We start from the raw sequence: 23664 nt of genomic DNA on the forward strand, positions 1-23664 counted from the left end.
CACCCTAGGGCCCCGACGACGTCCACCGGATCCCACAACGACAGTTGATGCGTCGGTGTCCACAGGTCCGGGCGATGACCCCGATCCGCGCGGCACCGCGTCTCTAGCGTCGTCGGCATGGATCACCGGCGGAGCGAGTCGACCCGGAGGCTGCGCGACCTCACGCGCGTCGCCTACACGGCCGCGGCAGGGCATCTCGAGGTGGACCCCGAGGAGGGCGAGGACCGGGCGGTGCGTGCCTGGCCGTCGAGACGGGCGGTCGTGGCGGTAATCGTCGTCCTCGCGCTCGTGGTCACCGCGCTCGGCGCGCGCTACCTGCTGTCGCGACCGGGAGCCGGGGAGGAGCTCGGTGCCTCCGGGGCCGACGCCGAACGAGCGGCCGTCGCCTCCGACGAGCTGCCCGGTTCATCGACCGACGGCGAGGATCCGGGCGCGCCCGGAGGCGGCGGGAGCGCCGAGGACGGCGGGACCGGGGCCGAGGAGTCGGGCAGCGGCGCTGCCGGCACGGACACGGCCGGGAACGGGACCGGCGGGCCGGACGGTACGGGCAACGCGGACGGCACGGGGCAGGCGGGCGCGGACGGCACGGGCAGCGCGGACGGCACGGGGGAGACCGGTGCGGGCGGCACGGGGCAGCCGGGTGCGAGCGGTGGCGCCGACGCGGGTGCCGACGTCGTCGTGCATGTCGCCGGTGCCGTCGTCCGGCCGGGCCTCGTCGCACTCCCGCCCGGGGCGCGGGTCGGCGACGCGGTCGACGCGTCGGGCGGCGCCCTCGCGGATGCCGACCTCACCCTGGTCAACCTTGCGCGACCGCTCGTCGACGGCGAGCAGGTCTACGTGCCGGTGGTCGGGGAGGAACCCCGCGAGCCGCCGGCCGCACCGCCGGACCAGCAGGCGGGGCCCGGCTCCGCCGGGGCTCCGGGTGGAACCGGGTCCGGAGCCGGGCCGGGAGCCGGGGCCGACCCCGGTGGGTCGGGCGGCTCCGGGGTCGTCGACCTCAATCTCGCCGGCGAGGCCGAGCTCGAGACCCTGCCGGGCATCGGACCGGCGCTCGCCGGCAGGATCACCGCGCACCGCGAGGAGATCGGCGGCTTCACGTCGGTCGACGAGCTCGACGACGTCTCCGGGATCGGGCCCGTCCTCATGGAACAGCTGCGTGACCTCGTCACCGTCTGACACCGGGACGACTGTCCGGCCGGAGACCCTGGCCGCCGACACCTCCGACGAGCCGGTCGCGCCCCGACCGCCCGACCCGCACGACGTCCGGCTCGTCCCGCTCGCGCTCGCCACCTGGGTGGCCATGGGTGTGGGACTCGGGCTGTCGACCCCGGTGGTGGCCGGCGGGTCGGTGCTGGCGGGCGCGGGTGCGGTCCTCGCCGCGGTCGTCGCTACCAGGAGGCGGTCGTCCACCCCGTCGGTGGTCCTGCGGCAGGCGGCGCTGGTGCTCGCGGGCGTCGCCATGGCCCTCGCCGTCGTCGGGCTCCACCACGCGGCGCGCGAGGGACAGCCGCTCGCCCAGCTCGCCGAGGAGGGCGCGTCCGTCGTCGTCGAGGCGGTCGTGCTCACCGACCCGGACGGCGCCGGCCGAGGTCAGGATCGGTTCACCGTCGATGTCCGGTCGGTCGGGCCGGCACGCGACCCGACGCGGTCGGGTGCCGACGGCACGGTACTGGTGCTCGCTCCACCGGGCGAGGACCGCCTGCGGGTAGGGGCGACGGTCGAGATCGTGGGGGACGCCCGCGCGACCGGCCGGGCAGAGGTGGACCTCGCGGTCGTGTTCGCCGACGAGCCGCCGCGGGAGACCGCCCCGCCGACCGGCCCGCTCGGCCTCGCCGACCACCTGCGTGAGGGGCTGCGGGCCGCCGTCGCACCGCTCTCCGGGCAGGCGCAGGGCCTCGTCCCGGGGATCGCCCTCGGCGACGACCGCGCGCTGCCCGCCACCCTCGAGGACGCTGCGCGCGTCACCGGGCTCACGCACCTGACGGCCGTGAGCGGGGCCCACGTCTCCCTCGTCCTCGCCGGAGTCCTCGGGGTCGTGGGCCGGGGGCGTCCGCGCCTGGCGGTGCTTCTCGGTTCCGCCGTCGTCGTCTCCCTCGTGGTCCTCGTGCGCCCGGAGCCGTCCGTGCTGCGTGCCGGCGCGACCGGCGGGGTCGTCCTGCTCGCGGGGCTGCTCGGCCGGCCGGCCCGCGCCCTGCCGGCGCTCGCCACCGCCGTCGTCGTGCTGGTGCTCGTCGATCCGCCGCTGGCGAGGTCGTACGGGCTCGTGCTGTCCGCCGGCGCGACCGCGGCCATCGTCGTCCTCGCCCGCCCCCTCGCCCGGCAGCTCTCGGCCGGCGTGCCGCGCTGGCTCGCACACGCGCTCGCGATCCCCGCGGCCGCCCAGCTCGTCTGCGCCCCGGTCCTCGTCCTGCTCGACCCCCGGCTCGCCCTCACCTCGGTGCCGGCCAACGTCCTCGCGGCACCCGCGGTGCCCGGCGCCACCGTGCTGGGGCTCGGCGCGGCACTCCTCTCACCCGTCTCGCCGGAGCTCGCCGAGCTGCTCGCCGTCGTCGCCTCCTGGCACACAGCGTGGATCGCGTGGGTCGCGGAGACGCTCGCCGGCGCTCCCGCCGCGACGATCGCGTGGCCCGGGGGAGCGGCTGGCGTCCTCCTGCTCGCCGGCGCCACGGTCGCGTGCTGTCTGGTCGTCGTCCGCACCGTGACGACCGGCGGACGCGTCCGGGCGCTGGTGGTCCTCGTCCTGGCACCGGGGATGCTGTCGCTCGTTCCGGTCGCCCCGGGGACCGGCGCGCCCGACGGCTGGGCCGTCCGCCAGTGCGACGTCGGGCAGGCGTCGGCGCTGCTCGTGCGCACGGGCGCCACCTCGGCGGTCCTCGTCGACGCGGGGGACGCCGACGGGGCCGCGGCCGCCTGCGTGCGCGATGCAGGGATCGCCACCCTCGACGCCGTGGTGCTCACCCACGACCACGCCGACCACACCGCCGGACTGCCCGCGGTCCTCGATGTCGCGGCGGTGACCGAGGTGCTCGTCCCCGCCGTCGACGGACCCAGCCTGCAGGTCGCGGCGCGCGAGGCGGTCGAGGCCGCCGCGAGCGAGGCGTCCGTGCGCGAGATCGCCGCCGGCGAGTCGCTCGACTGGCACGGGGTACGGGCGGACGTCCTCCATCCCCGGCCGGGCGTCCGAGCATCCGCCGACGACTCCTCGTCAGTCAACGAGTCCTCGATCGCGCTGCTCGTCGAGATCCCCACGGACGTCGCGACCGCCCGGGCAGCGCCTGCAGCCGGCCCGCCTGACGCCCACCCACCCGACGTCCGTCAGCTCGACGCCGACCTGGCCGGTGCCCACCAGCCCGGCGCCGAGACGTCCGGCGTCGGAACGCGCTTGCACGACTCGTCAGGCACGGGCGCCTCGGAAGCCGCTCCTTCCAGTGCCGCAGCCATCCGGCTGGTCGTCGCCGGAGACCTCGAGGAGGACGGGCAGGGCCGCCTCGCCCGCGCGCTGCGGGAGAGGGTGCCGGACGGGGTCGATGTCGTCGTCGTCCCGCACCACGGGTCGGGCAACCTCGACCCCGCCCTCGCGGAGGTGACGACGCCCCTGGTCGCGTTCGTCTCGTCCGGGCTGGACAACGACCACGGACACCCGGCGCCGCGTGCGGTCGACGTCTGGGCCGACTCCGGGGCGCGGGTGGCCCGTGCGGACGAGTGCGGCGACATGTGGCTCGTCCCTGGCGGCGACGGATCGCTCACACTCGTCGGGTGCGAGTGACGGCCGGTCGCGGCGCGGGCGGCGGCTCGCCTCGGTGCGGCCGGAGGCGCGACCGCGCTGGGACGACGGGCGGACGAAGGATCGACGACCGGCGGGTGCCGGGCGGACGCCCGCCCGCCCACATGCCCGCGAGCATGCCCGCAGGGAAGTGGTACCCACACGTTCCGGTGTCCGCCGCGCGTGCCCGCCCATAGGCTGGGAGGGACCATGGGCGTCCGCGCACCGCGCGGATCGTCGGCCGACCCCGGGTACCGAGGAGCTGCGATGACGCGCATCCAGACCCTCGCCGCCACGCTCGTGACTCTCGCCGTCCTGTCGCTCGTCGTCACGGGCTGGCGCACCGGGGCACTCGGTCCCGCCGGAGGGGTCAACCTTCCCGATCTCGGTGCGTACGGTCACGGCCCGACGACGCCGAACAGCCCCGGCGCTCCGTCCGACCCGGACGCTCCTGGCACGGGCCTGCCCGACGACTCGAGGACGCCGGGCGACGCGCCGGACCCAGGTGAGTTCGATCACGGCGAGGGGGCGCCGGGGATCTTCACCGCCGCCCCGGGCGACTGCCTCGTCAGCAGCGAGAACACCCGGGTGGTGCCCTGCGACCACGAGCACTCCGCCGAGGTCTACTACACGTTCACCCTCGACGGTGACGAGTACCCGGGAGACGACCACATCGACACCGAGCGGTGCCTCGAGATGTTCGGCGCCTACGTCGGCACGACGCCCGAGTCCTCCGGCTACGGCCTGACCTCGCTCGTTCCGAGCCGCCAGTCCTGGGAGGACGCAGGGGACCGCGAGGTCATCTGCATCCTGACGACGCGCGAGCCGGTGACCGGGTCGGCGTACCAGTCGGCCGAGCTCGTCGTCTGAGTTCGTCGTCCGAGCGCGGCGTGCCGGCAGCCCCGGACGTTCGGGCGGCCGACGGGCGCACGGACATGAATCGACCGGCACCGACCCGCACGGGCCTGCTCGGGTCGAGGCGGACGCCGCCACTGCCCGCCGCGGTCGACCGACCGATCCGGGGGGACATGTTCCCGGGGGAGGACTTCCCATCGGTCGTGACGCGGCGTTCGCAGCTCCTGGGTCTAACGTCTTCCCTCAGCACCGCCCCCCGGTGCGGTGAGCAACGTGTTCACCAGACCACATGGAGGAAGACATGCAGCGCACGACCACGACGGCCCGACGCAAGCTCGCTCTTGTCGCGACCCTGCCGTTCCTCGCGCTCGGCCTTGCAGCCTGCGGCGACGACGACCCGATCGCCCCCGAGACCGAGTCCGCCCCCGAGACCCCCGATGGTGGCGACACCGATGGTGGCGACACCGACGGTGGCGACACGGACGGCGGCGACACGGACGGCGGCGACACCGAGTCCGACGGCGGCGACACCGACGAGGAGTCCGCGGGGGGCGACACCGGCGCGGAGGGCGACGGTGGTGACACCGGCGCGACCGGCGACCTCAGCGAGTTCGACAACGGCGAGGGCGCCCCCGGCGTGTTCACCGCCAACCCGGGCGAGTGCATCGACAGCGTGGCGCCCGACTCGATCATCAGCTGCGACGAGGAGCACGACCTCGAGGTCTTCTACACCGACAACATCGACGGTGACGAGTACCCGGGCGAGGACGTCGTCTCGGAGGAGGGCCAGGCCCTGTGCGAGGAGAACTTCGAGGCCTACGTCGGCACCGACTACGCCAGCTCCGAGTACCTCCTCAACGGGCAGTTCCCGTCCGAGGCCACCTGGACGCAGGCCGGCGACACCGAGGTGATCTGCCTCCTCGAGTCCCCCGAGCCCACCACCGGCTCGGCCTACCAGAGCGGCAACTGAGCCAGGACGTCGGGGCGCTCCTGACGCAGGACGTCAGGGCGCTCCACCGTCCTGACGTGCAGGACCGACCACTGTCCTGACATCGAGACCCTCCGGGGGCCGGCGCCACGCGCCGGCCCCCGGTTGCGTGTCCAGGTGCCGTTGCCCGGTCGTGTGTCTGGGTGGTGCCATCCACCTGCGCCGTCCGGCGGAACGCGTGCTGCCCACGACCCTGCCCTGGCCCATCGATGTCCGTCGTTGCACGGCGCCGACCAAACGGTGTCCTGACCGGTCCGGGCCCACGGTGCGTACCCTGTCCGGGCCCGCGCCGGGCGCACCGGCCGACGAAAGGACCCCCGGATGCCTGCACGACCCACGAACGACCTGCGTCGAGCCGCACGGTGCCTGACCGCCGTCGGCGTCGTCGGTCTTCTCGTCGCGTCGTGCGGACGCGGCCAGGACGCCGACGAGCAGGAGGCGGCCGACGTCTCGGAGCAGGTGACGATCGCCCCGGTCGAGTCGGAGTCCGGGTCGACCGAGGCGCCCACCGCGGACGACGGTGCGGGCGAGGACGAGACCGGGCTGCCGACGCGCGTCCCCGAGCTCGAGCTGACCGACTTCGACGCGGGTCAGCCGGCCGCCGGGTCCGACGGCGTCTTCACGGCGAACCCGGGCCAGTGCCTCGCCGAGCCCGAGCCCGGCGGCGTCATCTCGTGCGAGGGTGCCCACCGGGCCGAGGTCTTCTACACCTTCAACCTCCCCGCGGGCGACTACCCCGGGGACGACGCCGTCTCGGACGAGGCCACCGGTCAGTGCGACTCCCAGGTCGGTGCCTATCTCGGCGGCGACGACGCAGGCACCTACTCGGTCTCCGCGCTCACCCCCTCGCGGCAGACCTGGGAGGACGACGGCGATACCGAGGTGCTGTGCCTGCTCGTCACCGAGAACCCGGGCGAGGAGTCGGCCTTCCAGTCCGAGCGCTGATCCCCGCCGCACCTGTGGACCGCGACGGCGTGACGTCGGCGGCCCGTGGCAGTGTGGACCCGTGCCACCCCGCCGAGCCTCGACCCTGACCTGGGAGACGGTCCAGCCGGCCCCGATCGTGCTCGTCCGCGGGCCCGAGGCCGTCCTCGGCGAGCGCGCCGAGCGCTCCGTGGTGGAGCAGGTGCGCGCGAGCGATCCCGACGTCGAGATCACGCGCATCGATGCCGCAGGGTACGAGAAGGGGCGACTCGCGCTGCTGACGAGCGCCTCGCTGTTCGGCGAGCCACGTCTCGTCCACGTCGAGCACCTCGAGGCGATGACCGACGCGCTGCTCGAGGACGTGCTCGCCTACCTGGGAGACCCGGCGCCGGACGTCGTCCTGCTCATGCGTCATCAGAGCGGCACGCGCGGCAAGAAGCTTCTGGACGCGGTCGAGAAGGCCGGGTTCCCCGTCGTCCGCTGCGAGGCGCTGAAGAAGGACTCGGACAAGGCGGATCTCGTCCGGGCCGACGTGCGCCGGGCGCGTGGCCGGATCGAGCCCGCCGCCGTCAAGGACCTCGTCGACGCCCTCGGCTCCGACGTCGCGGAGCTCGCCTCCTCGGTCGCCCAGCTCCTCGCAGACTCGGGCGGGGACATCACCGCCGAGCAGGTCCGGCGCTTCCACTCGGGACGGGTCGAGGCGACGGGCTTCGAGGTGGCCGACGCGGCGGTGGCCGGACGCCTCGGGCGCGCGATCGCCCTCCTTCGGCACGCCGTCGCGACCGGGACCGGTCCCGTGCCCGTCGTCGCGGCGCTGGCATCGAAGCTACGGACCATGGCGATCGTGTCGGCCTCCCGTGGGGGCGGCGCACCCAAGGGCCTCGCGCCGTGGCAGGCCGACCGGGCGCGCCGGGACCTTGCCGGGTGGACCCCGCACGGTCTCGCCGCCGCCATCAGCGCGGTCGCCGCGGCCGACGCCGAGGTCAAGGGACTGTCCCGGGACCCCGTGTTCGCCACCGAGCGGGCCGTGCGCCGCATCGCGGAGGCCCGCAGCCGCTGACGGCGCTCGGCGAGTGGCCGCGCGCGGCGCGCTCGCGTGGGGAGGTCCGTTCCGCCCGCGGTGCCCTCCCGTGGGACGGCACCGAGCACGTGTCGGCTCCGTGACTCGCGCGGAGTAGGTTGTCCGGGTTCCGGAGGTCCGGGACCCGACGGAAGGGACAGTCGATGGCCGACCACCCGGGCGCGACGAGCGCGCCCGACACCTCTGACGAGCCCTCGCGCTCGGAGCGGCTCGACCGCCTGCCGTTCACGCGTCGCCACCTGCGGCTGCTCACGGGCTCCGGCATCGGCTGGGCGCTGGATGCGATGGACGTCGGCATGATCTCGTTCGTCATCGCCGCGCTCGCCCGCGAGTGGCAGCTGAGCGACCCCGAGATCAGCCTCGCGCTGTCGATGGGCTTCGCCGGGATGGCGATCGGCGCCTCGTTCGGCGGCCTGCTGGCGGACAAGATGGGCCGGCGGACGGTCTTCGCGCTCACGCTGCTCGTGTACGGCCTCGCGACCGGAGCCTCGGCGTTGACGACGTCGCTCGCGCTGTTCGTCGTCCTGAGGTTCGTCGTCGGGCTCGGACTGGGCTCGGAGCTGCCCGTCGCGTCGACCCTGGTCTCGGAGTTCTCGCCGGCCCGGATCCGCGGTCGCGTCATCGTCGTCCTCGAAGCCTTCTGGGCGGTCGGCTGGCTGCTCGCCGCGCTCATCGGCTACTTCGTCGTCGCGGAGTACGACGACGGATGGCGGTGGGCCATGGCGATCGGCGCCGTGCCCGCGATCTATGCCCTCTATGTCCGGGCACGGATCCCGGAGTCGGTGCGGTTCCTCGAGTCGCGCGGCCGGCACGACGACGCCGAGGCGGCGGTCCGCCAGTTCGAGGAGTCGCCCCCACTGGGCCGGGGGACCGGCACCGCGCGGTCGTCGGCGGCGATCCTCGAGCCCGAGCCGACCCCGGAGGACGAGCACCTGCGCCCCGGCGTGGCCTCCCTGTTCGCCGGCCGGCTGCGCCGGCGCACGATCGGGCTCTGGATGGCGTGGTTCTTCCTCAACTTCGCCTACTACGGCTCCTTCACCTGGCTCCCGACGATCCTCAGCGCCGACGGCGGGTCGCTGACGAAGTCCTTCGGGTACGTCGTCGTCATCACCCTCGCCCAGCTGCCGGGCTACGCGGTGGCGGCGATCCTCATCGAGACCTGGGGACGGCGCGCCACCCTCGCCTCGTTCCTCGTCGGCTCCGGCCTGGCGGCCGGGCTGTTCTCGCTGGCCGAGGATCCGTGGCAGATCGTCGGGGCCGGGTGCCTGCTCTCGTTCTTCTGCCTCGGCGCGTGGGGCGCGCTCTACGCCGTCACGCCCGAGATGTACCCGACGGTCGTGCGTGGCTCCGGCGCCGGCTGGGCCGCCGGGTTCGGGCGGATCGCCTCGATCGTCGCACCGTTCGCGGTCCCGTTCTTCCTGCGCGCCGGCGGACCCGCGCTCGCGTTCACGGTGTTCGCCGCCGCGTTCGCCCTCGCCGCCGTCGGGGCGCTGCTCCTCACCGAGAAGCGGGGGCAGGCGCTCGAGTGACGGACGAGGACAGGATTCGAGCAGCCCCCGGGCAGGCCTCCCCGGGTAAGGACTCGCCCGTTCACCCGCCGGACACCAGAATCGGGAGTGTGCGAAGCCGAGCGGTAACCAGGGGGCGTCACCATGGCCCGATGCGCGTCGCGATCGTCACCGAGTCGTTCATTCCCTCCACCAACGGCGTGACGAACTCGGTCCTGCGGGTCCTCGACCATCTCCGGCTGCGCGGGCACGAGGCGATCGTCGTCTGCCCCGGCCCGGCGCCCCGCCAGTACAACGGCTTCCCGGTCGTCACCGTCCCGTCGTTCAAGTACGGGGGGCTCCAGGTGGGTCTCGTGTCGTCGTCGATCTCGCGGATCCTCGACGCCTTCGACCCGGACGTCCTCCACGCCTCGGCACCGTTCGGTCTCGGCGCGCAGGCGGTGGCGGAGGCGCGGTGGCGCGGCATCCCCACCGTCGCCGTCTTCCAGACCGACGTGGCCGGCTTCGCACGGAAGCACGGACTGGCCGCGACCTCGCCGGCGATCTGGCGCTGGCTGCGCACGGTCCACAACCTCGCCGATCTCACGCTCGCCCCGTCGCAGCCGTCGATCGCGGAGCTCGAGCAGAACGGGATCGAGCGGATCCGGCAGTGGGCCCGCGGCGTCGACGCCGTGCTCTACCACCCGCGCCGCCGCACGACCCCGCAGGTCGCCGCCCTGCGCACGCGCCTGCTCGCGGGTGCCGACGAGGACGCGGTCGTCGTCGGCTACGTCGGGCGTCTCGCCCCGGAGAAGCGGGTCGAGCGGCTTGCCGCCCTGGGCGGTCGTCGGGACGTCCGTGTCCTCGTCGTCGGGGACGGCCCCTCGCGCCCGTCCCTCGAACGGTCCCTCGGCTCGTCGGCGCACTTCACGGGCAAGCTCTCGGGCGATGCCCTGGGTGACGCCTACGCGGCGCTCGACGTGTTCGTCCACACCGGCATCCACGAGACGTTCGGGCAGACGCTGCAGGAGGCCATGGCCAGCGGCGTGCCGGTCGTGGCGCCGGCCTCCGGCGGACCGCTCGACATCGTCGCGGTGGGGGAGACCGGCTTCCTCTACGGGGCGGAGGACGACGCCGAGATGGTGGCCCACATCGCCCGGCTCGCCGGTGATCCGGGTCTGCGCGCACGGATGGGCGAGGCCGGGCGCCGTCGGGTGCTGCCTCGCTCGTGGGAGGCGCTCGGCGACCAGCTCCTCGACCACTACGCCGACGCCATCGACGGCGTCATGGCAGCCCCACGGGCCTCGCGCCTGGCCGGTCTGTTCCGCTAGCAGTCACGAGGGCCGGCAGAGGGGGCCGCTGTCTCGCCGCGCCGCCGCCCTCGCGCCTGGCCGGTCTGTTCCGCTAACGCACCTCCCCAGAGACGCCGAAGGGGCCCCCGGAGGGGCCCCTGTCGATCGTCGGTCCCGCGCTGCGGCGGGGGGGCGATCAGAGTGCGGCGACCTGCTTCGAGAGCTTCGACTTGCGGTTGGCGGCCTGGTTGGCGTGGATGACGCCCTTGGAGACGGCCTTGTCGAGCTTGCGGGAGGCGGTCGCCAGCGAGGCGCCGGCCTTCTCCTTGTCGCCGGAGGCGATGGCCTCGCGGACGCGACGCACGTGCGTGCGCAGCTCGGTGCGGACGGTCTTGTTGCGCACGCGCGCCTTCTCGTTGGTGAGGTTGCGCTTCTTCTGCGACTTGATGTTCGCCACGTGGATGATCCTTCGGTTCGGCTGGTGCGTGCCCGCCGCGGCGGGGGTGCTGACGATCGAGCGGGGCGGTCCGGGCGAGCGGGCGCCGACGGATCCCCTGGTCGTCGCCGAGAGGGGGCTCCGACCCAGCGGCCTACGTTACCAGCGAGTCCGCGCCGCGTCAGTGGTGGTCAGTACCTCGACTCAAGGGCATGGGTCACACGTTCGAACATGCCGCGGTCGAGGGCGGCGCCCTCTCGGCGCACCGCGTGGTCCGGGATCTCGAGCACCCGGTCGAGCCGCACCTCGGACTCCCGGCCCTCGGAGTCCCAGGCCCCGCTGCCGACGTCGATCCACGACCGGCCGTAGCGGTCGGTGTGGACGCCGCCGTCGGCACGGTCCTTCGAGGTCATCTGCGCGCCGAGCACCGCGCCGTCGAGCCGCGCGAGCACGAGGACCGGGCGGTCCTTGCCACGGCCGTCGTCCTCGTCGTACGGCACCCAGGCCCACACGACCTCGCCGGGGTCCGGCCGGTCGTCGTGGTTCGGGTCGTAGGAGAGGGTGGGGAGGCCGTGCCGGTCGACGTCGTAGGGGGTGACGACGTCGACGCGCCGCTGCTCGGCCCGGCCCACGTCCAGCGGGGAGGGCCCACCGTCGCGGCCCGCGCCCGAGGTGCGCGCGCTCCCGGTTCCTGCACGTCCCGGGTCGACATCACGCCTCGACCCTCCAGAGCCACCCGACCCGCCGGGCCGGCCCGACCCGCCAGAACCAGTCGACCCGCCGGAGCGCCCGCGCAGTCGGTCCTCGATGCGGCGCCGCCCCTCCTTCGCGACGTCGCGGGCGACGGAGCGGGCGATACGACCGAGGCGGCTGGCGATGCTCATGGCACCCGAGCCTACGTGTGAGCGGCGGCACGTCAGCACCTACCATCGAGGCATGACCGACCTCTTCGACGGATACCCGCCGGGCGCGGCCTGGGACGAGATGATCGCCGGTGCGGACGTCAACGAGCCGTACCGCCCGGTCCACGAGGCGCTGACCGGTCTGAGCGCCGAGGAGCTCCAGGCGCGCAGCGACTCCCTCGCCCGCAGCTACCTCGCGCAGGGGATCACGTTCGACTACGGCGGCGAGGAGCGTCCGTTCCCGCTCGACACGGTGCCCCGCGTGGTCGCCTCGGAGGAGTGGGACCTCCTCGCCCCGGGGGTGGCCCAGCGCGTCAAGGCGCTGGAGTCCTTCCTCGACGACGTCTACACCGACCAGCGCGTCATCGATGAGGGCGTTATCCCGCGCCGCGTCGTCGTCACGTCGCAGCACTTCGCCCGCGCCGCCATGGGGTTCCGCCCGCCGGGCGGCGTGCGGGTGCACGTGTCGGGCATCGACGTCGTGCGGGACTCCGCCGAGGGCTGGCGCGTGCTCGAGGACAACGTGCGCGTGCCCTCCGGGGTCAGCTACGTGCTGTCGAACCGCCGGGCGATGACGCAGACGTTCCCCGAGCTGTTCTCCTCGCTGCGAGTGCGGCCGGTGGTCGACTACCCGCGGCGCCTGCTCGCGGCGCTCACCGCGACGGCGCCCGAGGGCGTGGACGACCCGACGGTCGTGGTCCTCACGCCGGGCGTCTACAACTCGGCCTACTTCGAACACTCGCTGCTCGCGCGGCTCATGGGCGTCGAGCTCGTCGAGGGCCGCGACCTGTTCGTCGCCGGCGGTCGCGTCTACATGCGCACCACCTCGGGGCGGCGCCGGGTCGACGTCATCTACCGCCGGGTCGACGACGACTTCCTCGATCCCGTCGTCTTCCGGTCCGACTCGATGCTCGGCTGCCCGGGGATCATGTCGGTCGCCCGCGCGGGGAACGTGACGATCTCGAACGCCGTGGGCAACGGGGTGGCCGACGACAAGCTCGTCTACACCTACGTCCCCGACCTCATCCGCTTCTATCTGGGGGAGGAGCCGCTGCTCGCGAACGTCGACACGTGGCGGCTCGAGGAGCCCGACTCGCTGGCCGAGGTCCTCGACCGGCTCGAGGAGCTCGTGGTCAAGCCCGTCGACGGCTCGGGCGGCAAGGGCATCATCATCGGTCCCGCGGCGAGCCGGGAGGAGATCGACGCCGCCCGGCGTCGCCTCCGCGCGGACCCGCGGGGCTGGATCGCCCAGCCGGTCGTCCAGCTCTCGACCGTGCCGACGATGATCGACGGCCTGGCCCGCCCGCGGCACGTCGACCTGCGCCCGTTCGCGGTGCACGACGGCGAGGACGTGTTCGTCCTCCCGGGCGGTCTCACCCGGGTCGCGCTGCAGGAGGGGCAGCTCGTGGTCAACTCCTCGCAGGGCGGCGGGTCCAAGGACACGTGGGTGGTCGGCCGGCGTCCCGGGAAGCGGCGCCCGGCGGCCGGCGCGGCGGAGGACGCGCGCGAGATGCAGCCCGTCCCGCAGGGCGTCCCGCTCGACTCGGACCGCGAGCGGACCGTGCGCGTCCAGCACGAGCAGCAGCAACAGCAGGGCCCGACGACGAACGGCGCCGCCCCGGTGGCCTCCCCGATCGCCGGCCCGACCCGCGAAGGGCCCGGCCCGACCCGCGAGGGGCCCGGCCCGACCCGCGAGTGGCCCGGCCCGATCACGGGCCAGCACGCCGGCCCGACCACGGAGGGGGTGGTCTCGTGCTGAGCCGCATCGCCGAGTCGCTGTTCTGGATCGGCCGCTACGTCGAGCGCGGTGACGCGACCGCGCGCCTGCTCGACACGCACCTCCAGCTGCTCCTCGAGGACCCGTGGATCGACGAGGACACGGCCTGCCGCGCGCTGCTCGCGATCATGGGCCAGTCGACGGCGGAGGACGACGACGTGGCCCGCCGCGACGTCCTCGACCGGCTCGCCTACGACCGCACGTCGCCCGCCTCGATCGCCGGCACCATCTGGTCCGCCCGCGAGAGCGCGAGGCGCGCGCGAGAGACCGTGTCCTCGGAGCTGTGGGAGGTGCTCAACCACACCTACAACTCGCAGAACGACATGGCGTTGCTTCGCTCGGCGCACGACTACTTCGCGTGGGTGCGTCAGCGCAGCGCGATCGTCTCGGGCCTCGTGGACTCGACGATGAGCCGCGGCGAGACGTGGAGCTTCCTCGTCCTCGGCCGTTCCCTCGAGCGGGCGGACATGACGGCCCGCCTCGTGGCCACCCGCGCGGTGACGACGGCTGGTGCGCCGGACTGGACGACCCTGCTGCGCTCGACCGGCGCGTTCGAGGCGTTCCTGCGCTCGACGCGCGGTCGGGCCGGCGACCGCCAGGCCGCGCAGTTCCTCCTCGTCGACCGGCTGTTCCCGCGCTCGGTGGTGCACTCGCTCGACCAGGCCGAGCGATGCCTGGTCGACCTGCGCAGCACGATCGGCGAGCAGGTGGCGGTGCCGGACGAGGCCGGCCGGATCCTCGGCCGCGCGCGCTCGCGCATCGAGTACATGGCGATGAACGAGGTGCAGGAGAACCTGCTCGACGAGATGGAGGCGATCCAGGTGGCCTGCCAGCACGCTGCGGACGCGGTGCGGTCGAAGTTCTTCGTCGGGGAACCGGCCGCGTGGAAGGGGGAGAGCGCATGAGCGTCGTCCGGGTGGTGCACCGCACCACGTTCAGCTACGACCAGCCGGTCCTCGCCTCCTACAACGAGGCGCGGATGCGGCCGGCGGCCCTGTCCGGCCAGCGGGTGCTCGACACCGAGCTCCACGTGGCGGCCGCGACCCACATGTCCAGCTACACCGACTACTTCGGGACGCTCGTCGACGTCGTCGAGGTGCTCTCCCCGCACGACACGCTGACGGTTCGCGCCGAGTGCGTGGTCGAGCGCGACCCGGTGCATCTCTTCGAGGGGGCGAGCTGGGAGGAGGTCCGGCGGCCCGAGGTCCTCGACGAGCTGGGCGAGTGGCTGCAGGGCGACCCGGTGACGGACCCGCCCGAGGAGCTCGCCGCGTTCGCCGCCGACGCCGCGGCGCGCATGGACCCGCAGGAGGCGGCCATCGCGGTGTGCGAGCACATCGGCGAGCGGGTCGAGTACCAGAGCGGCGTGACGTCGGTGCACGGGCACGCGGCCGACGCGTGGCGGGCCGGCAAGGGCGTGTGCCAGGACATCACGCACCTCACGCTGGGGGCGCTGCGGTCGATCGGTATCCCGGCGCGGTACGTCTCGGGCTACATCCACCCGACCTCCGCAGAGATCGGGGAGTCCGTGCTGGGCGAGTCGCACGCCTGGGTCGAGTTCTCGGCGGGGCGCTGGACGCAGCACGACCCGACGAACCGCACCGCGGTCGGGGAGCACCACGTGCGGGTCGCGCACGGGCGGAGCTACGCCGACGTCTCACCGCTGCGCGGCGTCTACTCCGGCGGCGGGACCTCGCGCCAGACGGTCGAGGTGCGGACCACGCGGGAGGCGTAGGCGAGGACGCCGGCCGACGGACCTGCCCGGGTCGGGCGGTCGGTCTCGCCCAGGTCAGGCGGTTGACCTGCCCGGGTCGGGTGTTCGCGGCGACCGGACGCCGGCACGTCTGCACCGCGATCCGGAGCGGTCGGCCACGTGACTGGGCGGGCCGCCGACGGACCTGCGTCAGTCGCTCGCGGCCTCCGAGTCGGCCTCGCCGGACCCGTCGCTGGTCGAGCAGTCGGCGACGATGTCGACCTCGGCGCCCTCGATCGGCGCCTGCGTGAGCGCGTCGAACCCGTCGATCGGACCGGTCACCGTCCACACGCCCCCGTCCTCGACGGCGGTCGCGGTCAGCTCCTCGCCGAGGCCCGCGCTGGTCATCCACATCATCGGGCCGCCCTCGTCGGGGGACTCCGTGGACTGGACGACGACGGACGTCAGCTCCTGCTGGCTGAACGAGACGACGGCTGAGAGGTCGCCGTGGTCCGGGCTGGTGCCGGCGAGCGAGACGACGAGGCCCTCCTCGTTGCCGAGGCACTCGACGCTCACCTCGCCGTCGGTGGACGCGATGCCCGCGGTGATGGTGTTGGCGTCCGACGTGTTCGTCACGTGGTCGACGCCCTCGGGCAGCGTCTCGGTGTCGTTCGGCGGGATCGCGCCGCTCGTGGGGACCTCGGGGCGGTCCGACGGGGACTCCGTCGTCGGGTCCGAGCCCGAGCCCGTCTCCGTCGAGCTTCCTTCGCCGCCGGAGTCCGTCGTCGTGGACTCGTCATCCCCTCCGCCGCATGCGGCCAGGACGGTGGCGAGGGCGAGGGCGGCGGTGACGGCCGTGGCACGGCGTCGGAACGGGGCGGGAAGCACCTGGTCTCCTAGCGATCGGGGAGGCGGCGGGTCCGGTGGGACAGCCTCCGACCGGACGACGGTACACAGCCCAGGTGTCCGACGCGGGAACGGCGGGCGACCCGTGGGCCGCCCGCCGTCCCCGCCGTGGTCCGGTCGTGCGTCGGGCCGTCTGCTCGTGCGTCAGGCCGTCTGCTCGTGCGTCAGGACTTCTGCACCGTGATCGTCCAGGCGGCGTCGCCGACGCGGTCGAAGTGCGTGACCGGGTAGCCGTTCTCGGCGGCCCAGCGCGGGATCGCGTCGGTGGCCTGCGTGCAGTCGAAGTTGATGACGAGGTGGTCGCCGTCGTCGAGGGTGGCCATGGCCTGCTTGGCCTCGACGAGCGGGAAGGGGCAGACCTGGCCGTCGGTCTCGAGCGTGAGCGGCATCGTTCTCTCCTTGTGTTGGTGGCGTGTGCCGGTAATTCGTGTGTGGTGCCGAGTCGTCGGGCACGGTGACCGAGTCGTCGGTGGTGGGTGACGAGTCGTCGGGCGCGGTGGCCGGGCGACCGGTCGTGGGTGCCGGCCGGGTGACCGGTGGTGGGTGCCGGCCGGGTGGCCGGTGGTTCGTGCTGAACAGGTGGTAGGAGACGCCGGGTGGCCGGCGGGTCGTGCTGAACAGGTGGTACGAGACGCCGGGTGGCCGGCGGGTCGTGCTGAACAGGTGGTGCATGACGCCGGGTGGCCGGCGGTGCGAGTCGTCCGGCTCTCGGTCGGCGACGAGCGCGGGATCAGGCGTTGGTGAGGACCTTGCCGCCGCCGGCGTCACCGGCGCCGCCCGCCGTCGCGCCGGCGGAGCCCGCCGTGCCGCCGACTCCCGCCCCTGCCGTCGCCGCGCTGCCGCGGTGGCGGAGGATGAAGACGTGGGTGGCGGCACCGGTGCCGAGGATCATGAAGATGAGCGACAGCCAGCCCTGGTAGGAGAACTGGGCGGTGCCGACCATGGCGTTGCCGATCGTGCAGCCGCCGGCGAGCGAGGCGCCGACCCCCATGAGCGCGCCGCCGGAGATCGACCGCACGAGGGTGGTCGTGTCGGGCACGCGGAGCCGGAACTCGCCCGACCCCTTCGCGGCGATGAAGGCGCCGACGAGGATGCCGAGGATGAGCATGACGCCCCAGTCCACGAGCTCGACGTCCCCGGTGACGAGGAAGTTGACGAGGTTCGCGGACGGCGTCGTGATGCCGAGACCGGACGGGCGGCCCGCGGCGGTGCTCAACGGCCAGGCGACGATCGCGATGACGCCGATGACGACCGCGGTGCCGAAGGCGTGCCACGGCTTCTCGAACAGGATGCGGGCCAGGCCGCTGCGGCGGGGCGGGAGCGTTGCGAGCACGGTGCTCGGCTCGGCCGAGAGGTGCCGGTAGGTCGCCCAGCCGACGGCGGCGACGAGGATCCCGACGAGCCACCACGGCGAGATGCCGAGCGAGTCGTGGATCGTCGTCACCGGCACGGTCTGGGCTCGGGCGGCGGCCGTGAGGTCCGCGAACACGCCGTACTTCATGATCGCCGCGAAGCCGGCGTAGAAGATGAGCGCGAACCAGGAACCGATGAGTCCCTCGCTCGACCGGTAGAAGGTGCCTGTGGCGCAGCCGCCCGCCAGGACGATGGCGAACCCGAAGATGAAGGCGCCGACGATCGTCGCGACGGGCGCGAGCTCTCCGGCGCCGAGCTCGATGACGCCGGCCGCGTCGAGGGCGAAGATGCCCACGGACTGCACGGCCACGACGACGAGGAACGCGGTGAGCCAGCGGGTCTTGCGGCCCACCCACACGTCGCGGAACGCGCCGGTCACGCAGAATCGGCCGCGTTGCAGGGCGAAGCCGAGCGCTCCGCCGACGATCAGTCCTGTCAGGATCATGGTGGTCCCCCTGGTGAGTGGTGCGACGGCGCAGGTGGTGGCTGCGCCTTGGCCGCTGTCGCCCCGGACGTTAAGGACCTGCCGCCGCGCCGCGTCGGCCCCGACGGCGAGAGTCCGGGATGCGAGACAGCGGCCCCTTGGACGGCGCGTTCGTCGTCGTCGGGCGGGGTCTGGCGGGTTCTTCGGACGTCGAGTCCCGGCGGGGCGAGGTGGTCCCGAGAGGTGGTGGCGTCGTCGTCGTGCGGGGTGGTCCGGGGCCTTCGCCAGGGGGCCGAGGCGATGCCCGCCGGCGGGCCGACCACGCGCCCCGGGGTGCGCGAACGCACCGTGACGGGCCGCGGCAGGACGGGGCTCGTGTGCGACGATGGGCCCTCCCGCCCGACCCCGTGAAGGTGAGCAGTGCCCCCGATCCCCGACGCGTCGACAGCCGCGAGCATCGCCCCGGCGTCGACGCCGCCCGCGCAGCTGCGCAACTTCTGCATCATCGCGCACATCGACCACGGCAAGTCGACCCTCGCGGACCGCATGCTCGGCATCACGGGCGTCGTGGCGGACCGCGACATGCGGGCGCAGTACCTCGACCGGATGGACATCGAGCGCGAGCGCGGCATCACCATCAAGTCGCAGGCCGTGCGCATGCCGTGGCAGGTGGGCGACACCGCGTACGCGCTCAACATGATCGACACCCCGGGGCACGTCGACTTCTCCTACGAGGTCAACCGGTCGCTCGCGGCGTGCGAGGGCGCGCTGCTGCTCGTCGACGCCGCGCAGGGCATCGAGGCGCAGACGCTCGCGAACCTCTACATGGCGCTCGAGAACGACCTGGCGATCATCCCGGTGCTCAACAAGATCGACCTGCCGGCGGCTCAGCCCGAGAAGTTCGCCGAGGAGCTGGCGAGCCTCATCGGCGGCGAGCCGGAGGACTGCCTGCGGGTGTCGGGCAAGACGGGCGACGGGGTCGTCGACCTGCTCGATACGATCGTGCGGGACATCCCGGCCCCGGTGGGCGAGGCGTACGCGCCGGCGCGGGCGATGATCTTCGACTCCGTGTACGACACGTACCGCGGCGTCGTCACCTACGTGCGGGTCGTCGACGGGCGGCTCGACCCGCGCGAGCGCATCGAGATGATGTCGACCGGGTCGGTGCACGAGCTGCTCGAGATCGGCGTGATCTCGCCGGACGCGAAGCCGTCGAAGGGCCTGGGCGTCGGCGAGGTGGGTTACCTCATCACGGGCGTGAAGGACGTGCGCCAGTCGAAGGTCGGCGACACGGTGACGACCCAGACCCGTGGCGCCGAGGAGGCGCTCTCGGGCTACCGCGAGCCGCTGCCGATGGTGTTCTCCGGCCTGTACCCGGTGGACGGCTCGGACTACCCCGACCTGCGCGAGGCGCTCGACAAGCTCAAGCTCAACGACGCCGCGCTCACGTACGAGCCAGAGACGTCCGTGGCGCTCGGCTTCGGCTTCCGCTGCGGCTTCCTCGGCCTGCTCCACCTCGAGATCGTGCGCGAGCGTCTCGAGCGCGAGTTCAACCTCGACCTCATCTCGACGGCGCCCAACGTCGTCTACGAGGTGATCCTCGAGAACGGCGACCCGGTGACGGTGACGAACCCGTCCGAGTTCCCGTCGGGGGAGAAGTTCAAGGAGATCTCCGAGCCGATGGTGCGCGGGACGATCCTCACCCCCAGCGACTTCGTCGGCGCGGTCATGGAGCTGTGCCAGGGCAAGCGCGGCGAGCTGCTCGGCATGGACTACCTCTCCGAGGACCGTGTCGAGCTGCGCTACCGCCTGCCGCTCGCGGAGATCGTGTTCGACTTCTTCGACCAGCTCAAGTCGAAGACCAAGGGCTACGCATCCCTCGACTACGACGAGGACGGCCAGGCGCCCGCCGACCTCGTCAAGGTCGACATCCTCCTCAACCACGATGCCGTCGACGCCTTCTCGGCCGTCGTGCACAAGGACAAGGCGTACAGCTACGGCGTCGCGATGGTCGGCAAGCTCAAGGAGCTGATCCCGCGCCAGCAGTTCGAGGTGCCGATCCAGGCGGCGGTCGGGTCGCGGATCATCGCGCGGGAGACCATCCGCGCCCTCCGCAAGGACATGCTCGCCAAGTGCTACGGCGGTGACATCTCGCGGAAGCGCAAGCTGCTCGAGAAGCAGAAGGAGGGCAAGAAGCGGATGAAGTCGATCGGTCGGGTCGACGTGCCGCAGGAGGCCTTCGTCGCCGCGCTGCAGACCGACGCGCCGACCGGCAAGAAGTAGGTCGTGGTCGGTCGGCAGACGGCGGTGGGCGCGATCGCCGTCGGTGGCGTCGCTGCGCGCGGTCACGCGGGCGGGGAGGTCGTGCGTGGTGATGTCGTGCGTGGTGCTGTCGTGCGTCGAGACTCGACGTCCGCCGGCAGTGCATCCGCCGACCCCTCGTCCGAGGGTGGCCCCGCGTCCGTCGACGTCCGGTCCACCGGGAGTGTGTCCGGCGGCCTCTCGTCCGAGGGTGGCCTCGGGTCCGTCGACGTCCGGTCCACTGGGAGTGCGTCCGCCGACCTCTCGTTCGACGACGTCCGGTTCGACGAGGGCCCGGCCCGGGTCGCCGACGTCTGCTCGGTGACCGAGCTGTTCCACGTGGGCTCGCGCGGTCTGATGAGCGGGATCGACAAGCGCCCCGTCGACCGCCCCCTGACCGTGCTGCGGCACGGCGTGTGGGGCGACGTCCAGGGCGACCGGGAGCACCACGGCGGCCTGTTCAAGGCCGTGTACGCGTACGCGAGCGAGACGCGCGAGGCGTGGGCGTCGTCGTTGGGGCGGGAGTGCCCGCCCGGATCGTTCGGGGAGAACCTCGCCACTCGGGGGTTCGACGTCGACGGGGCTGTCATCGGCACGCGCTGGCGGGTCGGGACGACGGTGCTCGAGGTGACCGCACCACGTACTCCGTGCCGAACCTTCGCGGCGTGGATGGACGAGCCCGACTGGGCGCGGCGATTCTCTGCCGGAGGGCGCTGCGGGGTGTACCTCCGGGTGCTCGAGACAGGGAAGATCGCGGCGGGGGAGCTGATCGACGTCGTGGACGTGCCCTCGCACGGGGTGACGGTGGGTGATGCGTCCGCCGGGCTCGACGCCGAGCGGGCCGACGCGCTGCTCGACTGGGCCGCGGCGAGCGGGACCGTGCTGTACGAGTCGCTCGTCAGGAACGCGCTCGGCGCGCTCGAGCGGGCGGACGGGGTCGCGGGCGTGGTCGAGGGCGCGGTCGAGGGCCCACGATCCCCCACCCGGTCGGGATCTACCACCCGGTCGTGGTCCGCTACGGAGGAGGGTCGGCGCTCGAGCACGACTGCTCCCCGGGACCGCTCAGGACGGTCGGCGGAGGCCCGAGTCTTCCCCGGTTCCCTCCGTTCGACGGGCCGCGGCCTCGGCGGGGGCGAGGCATGAACCCCGAGCACGACGACGACAAGCCCGTGATCGACGCCCGCATCCGCTCGTTCACCCGCCGAGGCAACCGGCTCAAGCCCAGGCTCGCGGAGGTCTGGGAGCAGCGTGCCGGCGTGGTGCTCGACGTCCCGATGGAGACGGAGACGGGCGTGGCCGGAGGCACCCGGCTCGATCTGGATGCCGTCTACGCGGACACTGCTGGTGCTGGTGCCTGCCCAGTGACGGCGGACGTCTCGAGCGCGCGCCTCGTCGTCGAGATCGGGTGCGGCGCCGGCGAGCAGATCGTGCACGCGGCGCTCGCAGATCCGGACACGCGGTTCCTCGGGCTCGAGGTGTGGCAGCCGGGCCTGGCGAGGACCCTCGCCCGGGTCCTCGACGAGGGCGCGACGAACGTCCGGCTCCTCGGCGTCGACGCCCAGCAGGCGCTGCCGATCCTCCTGCCCGCGGGTTCCGTCGACGAGCTGTGGACCTTCTTCCCGGACCCGTGGCGCAAGTCGAAGCACCACAAGCGGCGCATCGTCTCGGCCGAGTTCGCATCCGTCGTCGCGGGGTTGCTGGCCCCCGGCGGGATCTGGCGGCTCGCGACCGACTGGCAGAACTACGCCGACCAGATGATTGCCGTGCTGGATGCCCACCCCGCGTTCGACCTGACCGTCGAGCCGGAACGGTGGAAGGGGCGCACGCTCACACGGTTCGAGCGGCGCGGCGTCGAGGAGGGGCGGCCCGTCACGGACCTCACGGCGGTCCGGCGCGATGTGGGCGTTCGAGGCGTCGAGGCTACGGCGGGCGTCGTGGGCACGGAAGGCGTCGTGGGTACGGAAGGCGTCGTGGGTAGGGAAGGCGTCGTGGGTAGGGAAGGCGTCGAGGCTACGGCGGGCGTCGAGGGTCCGGCGGGCGTCGAGGCCGACGGACGAAGCACGGGCCTCCGGGACGCCGGAGGAACCACGGATGTCGAGCAGCGGGCCTCCGATGGCTGACCTGCCGCAGGGCGACCCCGCCCCCGACGACGGACGACTCCCCACCACTGCTGCCGAAGGTGCCGGTGACCGGACCTTCTCGGTCTACCTCCATGTGCCGTTCTGCGCCGTGCGGTGCGGGTACTGCGACTTCACGACCTACACGAACGCGGAGCTCGGCGGCGGGGGGTCGGCTGCGGAGTACGCGGGCAACGCCGTCCGCGAGATCGAGCTCGCCGGCCGTGTCCTCGCCGACCCCGAGCTCGTCTCGGCGGGGATGGCGCCCCGGCTCGTGTCGACCGTCTTCCTCGGAGGAGGCACCCCGACGCGCCTCCCGGTCGACGATCTCGGGCGGATGATCGGCGCCGTGCGCGACACGTTCGGGCTTGCTCCGGGGGCCGAGGTGACGACCGAGGCCAACCCGGACTCGGTCGACCGCGAGGCGCTCGAGGCGTTGGCCGCCGCCGGTGTCACGCGCGTGTCGTTCGGAATGCAGTCGGCGGTGCCGGACGTGCTGGCCACACTCGACCGCACGCACGATCCCGACCGGGTCCCGCTCGCCGTGTCGTGGGCGCGGGATTCGGGGCTCGACGTATCCGTCGACCTCATCTACGGCACCCCGGGCGAGAGCCTGGAGGACTGGCGGACGACGCTCGAGGCCGCTCTCGCGATGGAGCCCGATCACGTCTCGGCGTATGCGCTCGTCGTCGAGCGGGGGACGCGGATGGGGGCGCAGGTGCGCCGGGGTGAGCTCAGGCTGCCCGACGACGACGACCAGGCCGAGAAGTACGAGCTCGCCGACTCCATGCTCGCCGGCGCGGGCTACGGCTGGTACGAGGTGTCGAACTGGGCGAAGGTCGAGCCGGGAGACTCACCCGCAAACGGCACGCTCGTCCACGCGAGCCGACACAACCTGGCGTACTGGCGGGGCGGAGACTGGTGGGGTGTCGGCCCGGGCGCCCACAGCCATGTCGGGGGCGTCAGGTGGTGGAACGGGAAGCACCCCACGCCGTACGCGGCCCGGCTGGCGGAGGGGCTGAGCCCGGCCGTCGGGCGGGAGGTGCTCGGTGCTGAGTCGCGCGAGCTCGAGCGCCTGCTGCTGGGTGTCCGTCTCGCCGAGGGCGTCCGGGTCGCCTCGCCGGACGGACTCACCCCCGACGACGCCGAGGCCCACCTCGCGGGTCTCGTCGCCGAGGGTCTGTGCGAACCTGGGCCGGCCGCCGAGGGGCGGGTGCGGCTCACGCTGCGCGGTCGGCTGCTGGCCGACGCGGTCGTGCGTGAGCTGACGGGCTAGGAGCGTCAGGCGCTCGGCCTGACCTGCCG

At 73.4% G+C, this 23664-nt stretch carries 20 protein-coding genes; 15 read left to right on the top strand and 5 right to left on the bottom strand.

Translation table 11 applies throughout. From position 1 onward, the window contains the following. The first annotated feature begins 117 nt into the window (after nucleotides 1-117). The 8 genes from ACZLMO_RS08800 to ACZLMO_RS08835 all read left to right on the top strand — a co-directional run bounded on the left by ACZLMO_RS08800 (nucleotide 118) and on the right by ACZLMO_RS08835 (nucleotide 10429). Entirely contained in the window at nucleotides 118-1176 is a 1059-nt protein-coding gene (locus ACZLMO_RS08800; protein WP_425715177.1) for a ComEA family DNA-binding protein, read from the top strand. Continuing rightward, entirely contained in the window at nucleotides 1157-3766 is a 2610-nt protein-coding gene (locus tag ACZLMO_RS08805; protein WP_425715175.1) for a ComEC/Rec2 family competence protein, read from the top strand. Before ACZLMO_RS08800 ends, ACZLMO_RS08805 begins: the two co-directional genes overlap by 20 nt. Nucleotides 3767-4030: 264 nt before the next feature. Continuing rightward, on the top strand, nucleotides 4031-4633 hold the full coding sequence (locus ACZLMO_RS08810; protein WP_425715173.1) for a septum formation family protein: 603 nt from the start codon (nucleotides 4031-4033) through the stop codon (nucleotides 4631-4633). A 286-nt stretch (nucleotides 4634-4919) separates the two neighbouring features. Then, complete coding sequence (locus tag ACZLMO_RS08815; RefSeq protein WP_425715171.1) at nucleotides 4920-5588, top strand: septum formation family protein; 669 nt, start codon at nucleotides 4920-4922, stop codon at nucleotides 5586-5588. A 339-nt stretch (nucleotides 5589-5927) separates the two neighbouring features. Continuing rightward, a complete protein-coding gene (locus tag ACZLMO_RS08820; RefSeq protein ID WP_425715169.1) occupies nucleotides 5928-6551 on the top strand; it encodes a septum formation family protein in 624 nt (207 codons plus the stop codon). 61 nt (nucleotides 6552-6612) lie between these two features. Then, on the top strand, nucleotides 6613-7590 hold the full coding sequence (holA, locus tag ACZLMO_RS08825; protein WP_425715167.1) for a DNA polymerase III subunit delta: 978 nt from the start codon (nucleotides 6613-6615) through the stop codon (nucleotides 7588-7590). Between the two features lie 164 nt (nucleotides 7591-7754). Further along, the gene (locus tag ACZLMO_RS08830; RefSeq protein ID WP_425715165.1) at nucleotides 7755-9140 is read left to right on the top strand and encodes an MFS transporter; all 1386 of its coding nucleotides are present in this window, start codon (nucleotides 7755-7757) and stop codon (nucleotides 9138-9140) included. A gap of 131 nt (nucleotides 9141-9271) precedes the next feature. Beyond that, nucleotides 9272-10429: a glycosyltransferase family 4 protein gene (locus tag ACZLMO_RS08835; RefSeq protein ID WP_425715163.1), complete on the top strand. Its 1158-nt coding sequence runs from the start codon at nucleotides 9272-9274 to the stop codon at nucleotides 10427-10429. A gap of 157 nt (nucleotides 10430-10586) precedes the next feature. On the opposite strand, the gene rpsT is transcribed toward ACZLMO_RS08835, so the two are convergent. Both rpsT and ACZLMO_RS08845 read right to left on the bottom strand, forming a co-directional pair. Continuing rightward, entirely contained in the window at nucleotides 10587-10847 is a 261-nt protein-coding gene (gene rpsT, locus ACZLMO_RS08840) for a 30S ribosomal protein S20 (protein ID WP_425715161.1), read from the bottom strand. Nucleotides 10848-11017: 170 nt separating this feature from the next. Next, a complete protein-coding gene (locus tag ACZLMO_RS08845; protein ID WP_463653525.1) occupies nucleotides 11018-11710 on the bottom strand; it encodes a type II toxin-antitoxin system PemK/MazF family toxin in 693 nt (230 codons plus the stop codon). 52 nt (nucleotides 11711-11762) lie between these two features. Between ACZLMO_RS08845 and ACZLMO_RS08850 the strand changes: the two genes are divergently transcribed. From ACZLMO_RS08850 to ACZLMO_RS08860, 3 genes are read left to right on the top strand one after another with little or no spacing between them, the layout of a single operon-like run. Continuing rightward, nucleotides 11763-13487, top strand: coding sequence for a circularly permuted type 2 ATP-grasp protein (locus tag ACZLMO_RS08850; RefSeq protein ID WP_425715158.1), 1725 nt, complete (start codon nucleotides 11763-11765; stop codon nucleotides 13485-13487). Further along, a complete protein-coding gene (locus ACZLMO_RS08855) occupies nucleotides 13481-14410 on the top strand; it encodes an alpha-E domain-containing protein (protein ID WP_425715156.1) in 930 nt (309 codons plus the stop codon). The genes ACZLMO_RS08850 and ACZLMO_RS08855 overlap by 7 nt, the downstream gene beginning before the upstream one ends. After that, nucleotides 14407-15240 (top strand): transglutaminase family protein, encoded by an 834-nt coding sequence (locus ACZLMO_RS08860; RefSeq protein WP_425715154.1) that lies wholly within the window; start codon nucleotides 14407-14409, stop codon nucleotides 15238-15240. Before ACZLMO_RS08855 ends, ACZLMO_RS08860 begins: the two co-directional genes overlap by 4 nt. Before the next feature lie 168 nt (nucleotides 15241-15408). Here the strand turns inward: ACZLMO_RS08860 and ACZLMO_RS08865 are convergent, their stop codons facing one another. From ACZLMO_RS08865 to ACZLMO_RS08875, 3 genes are all read right to left on the bottom strand, one after another. Beyond that, nucleotides 15409-16086 carry a hypothetical protein gene (locus ACZLMO_RS08865; RefSeq protein WP_425715152.1) on the bottom strand — a complete coding sequence of 226 codons (678 nt, stop codon included), beginning with the start codon at nucleotides 16084-16086 and terminating at the stop codon, nucleotides 15409-15411. Between the two features lie 182 nt (nucleotides 16087-16268). Next, complete coding sequence (locus ACZLMO_RS08870) at nucleotides 16269-16493, bottom strand: sulfurtransferase TusA family protein (RefSeq protein ID WP_425715150.1); 225 nt, start codon at nucleotides 16491-16493, stop codon at nucleotides 16269-16271. Nucleotides 16494-16834: 341 nt separating this feature from the next. Next, entirely contained in the window at nucleotides 16835-17962 is a 1128-nt protein-coding gene (locus ACZLMO_RS08875) for a YeeE/YedE family protein (protein ID WP_425715148.1), read from the bottom strand. 399 nt (nucleotides 17963-18361) lie between these two features. Here ACZLMO_RS08875 and lepA point away from each other — a divergent pair, with 399 nt between their 5' ends. The 4 genes from lepA (at nucleotide 18362) to hemW (ending at nucleotide 23635) form a co-directional block, all read left to right on the top strand. Continuing rightward, nucleotides 18362-20224 (top strand): translation elongation factor 4, encoded by a 1863-nt coding sequence (lepA, locus tag ACZLMO_RS08880; RefSeq protein ID WP_425715146.1) that lies wholly within the window; start codon nucleotides 18362-18364, stop codon nucleotides 20222-20224. A gap of 111 nt (nucleotides 20225-20335) precedes the next feature. Then, complete coding sequence (locus tag ACZLMO_RS08885) at nucleotides 20336-21385, top strand: MOSC domain-containing protein (protein WP_425715144.1); 1050 nt, start codon at nucleotides 20336-20338, stop codon at nucleotides 21383-21385. After that, on the top strand, nucleotides 21382-22362 hold the full coding sequence (gene trmB / locus ACZLMO_RS08890; RefSeq protein WP_463653526.1) for a tRNA (guanosine(46)-N7)-methyltransferase TrmB: 981 nt from the start codon (nucleotides 21382-21384) through the stop codon (nucleotides 22360-22362). The genes ACZLMO_RS08885 and trmB overlap by 4 nt, the downstream gene beginning before the upstream one ends. Then, nucleotides 22355-23635 carry a radical SAM family heme chaperone HemW gene (hemW, locus tag ACZLMO_RS08895; RefSeq protein WP_425715140.1) on the top strand — a complete coding sequence of 427 codons (1281 nt, stop codon included), beginning with the start codon at nucleotides 22355-22357 and terminating at the stop codon, nucleotides 23633-23635. The genes trmB and hemW overlap by 8 nt, the downstream gene beginning before the upstream one ends. Nucleotides 23636-23664: the final 29 nt, after the last annotated feature.

This window comes from Georgenia sp. G2120 (genome assembly GCF_055326485.1).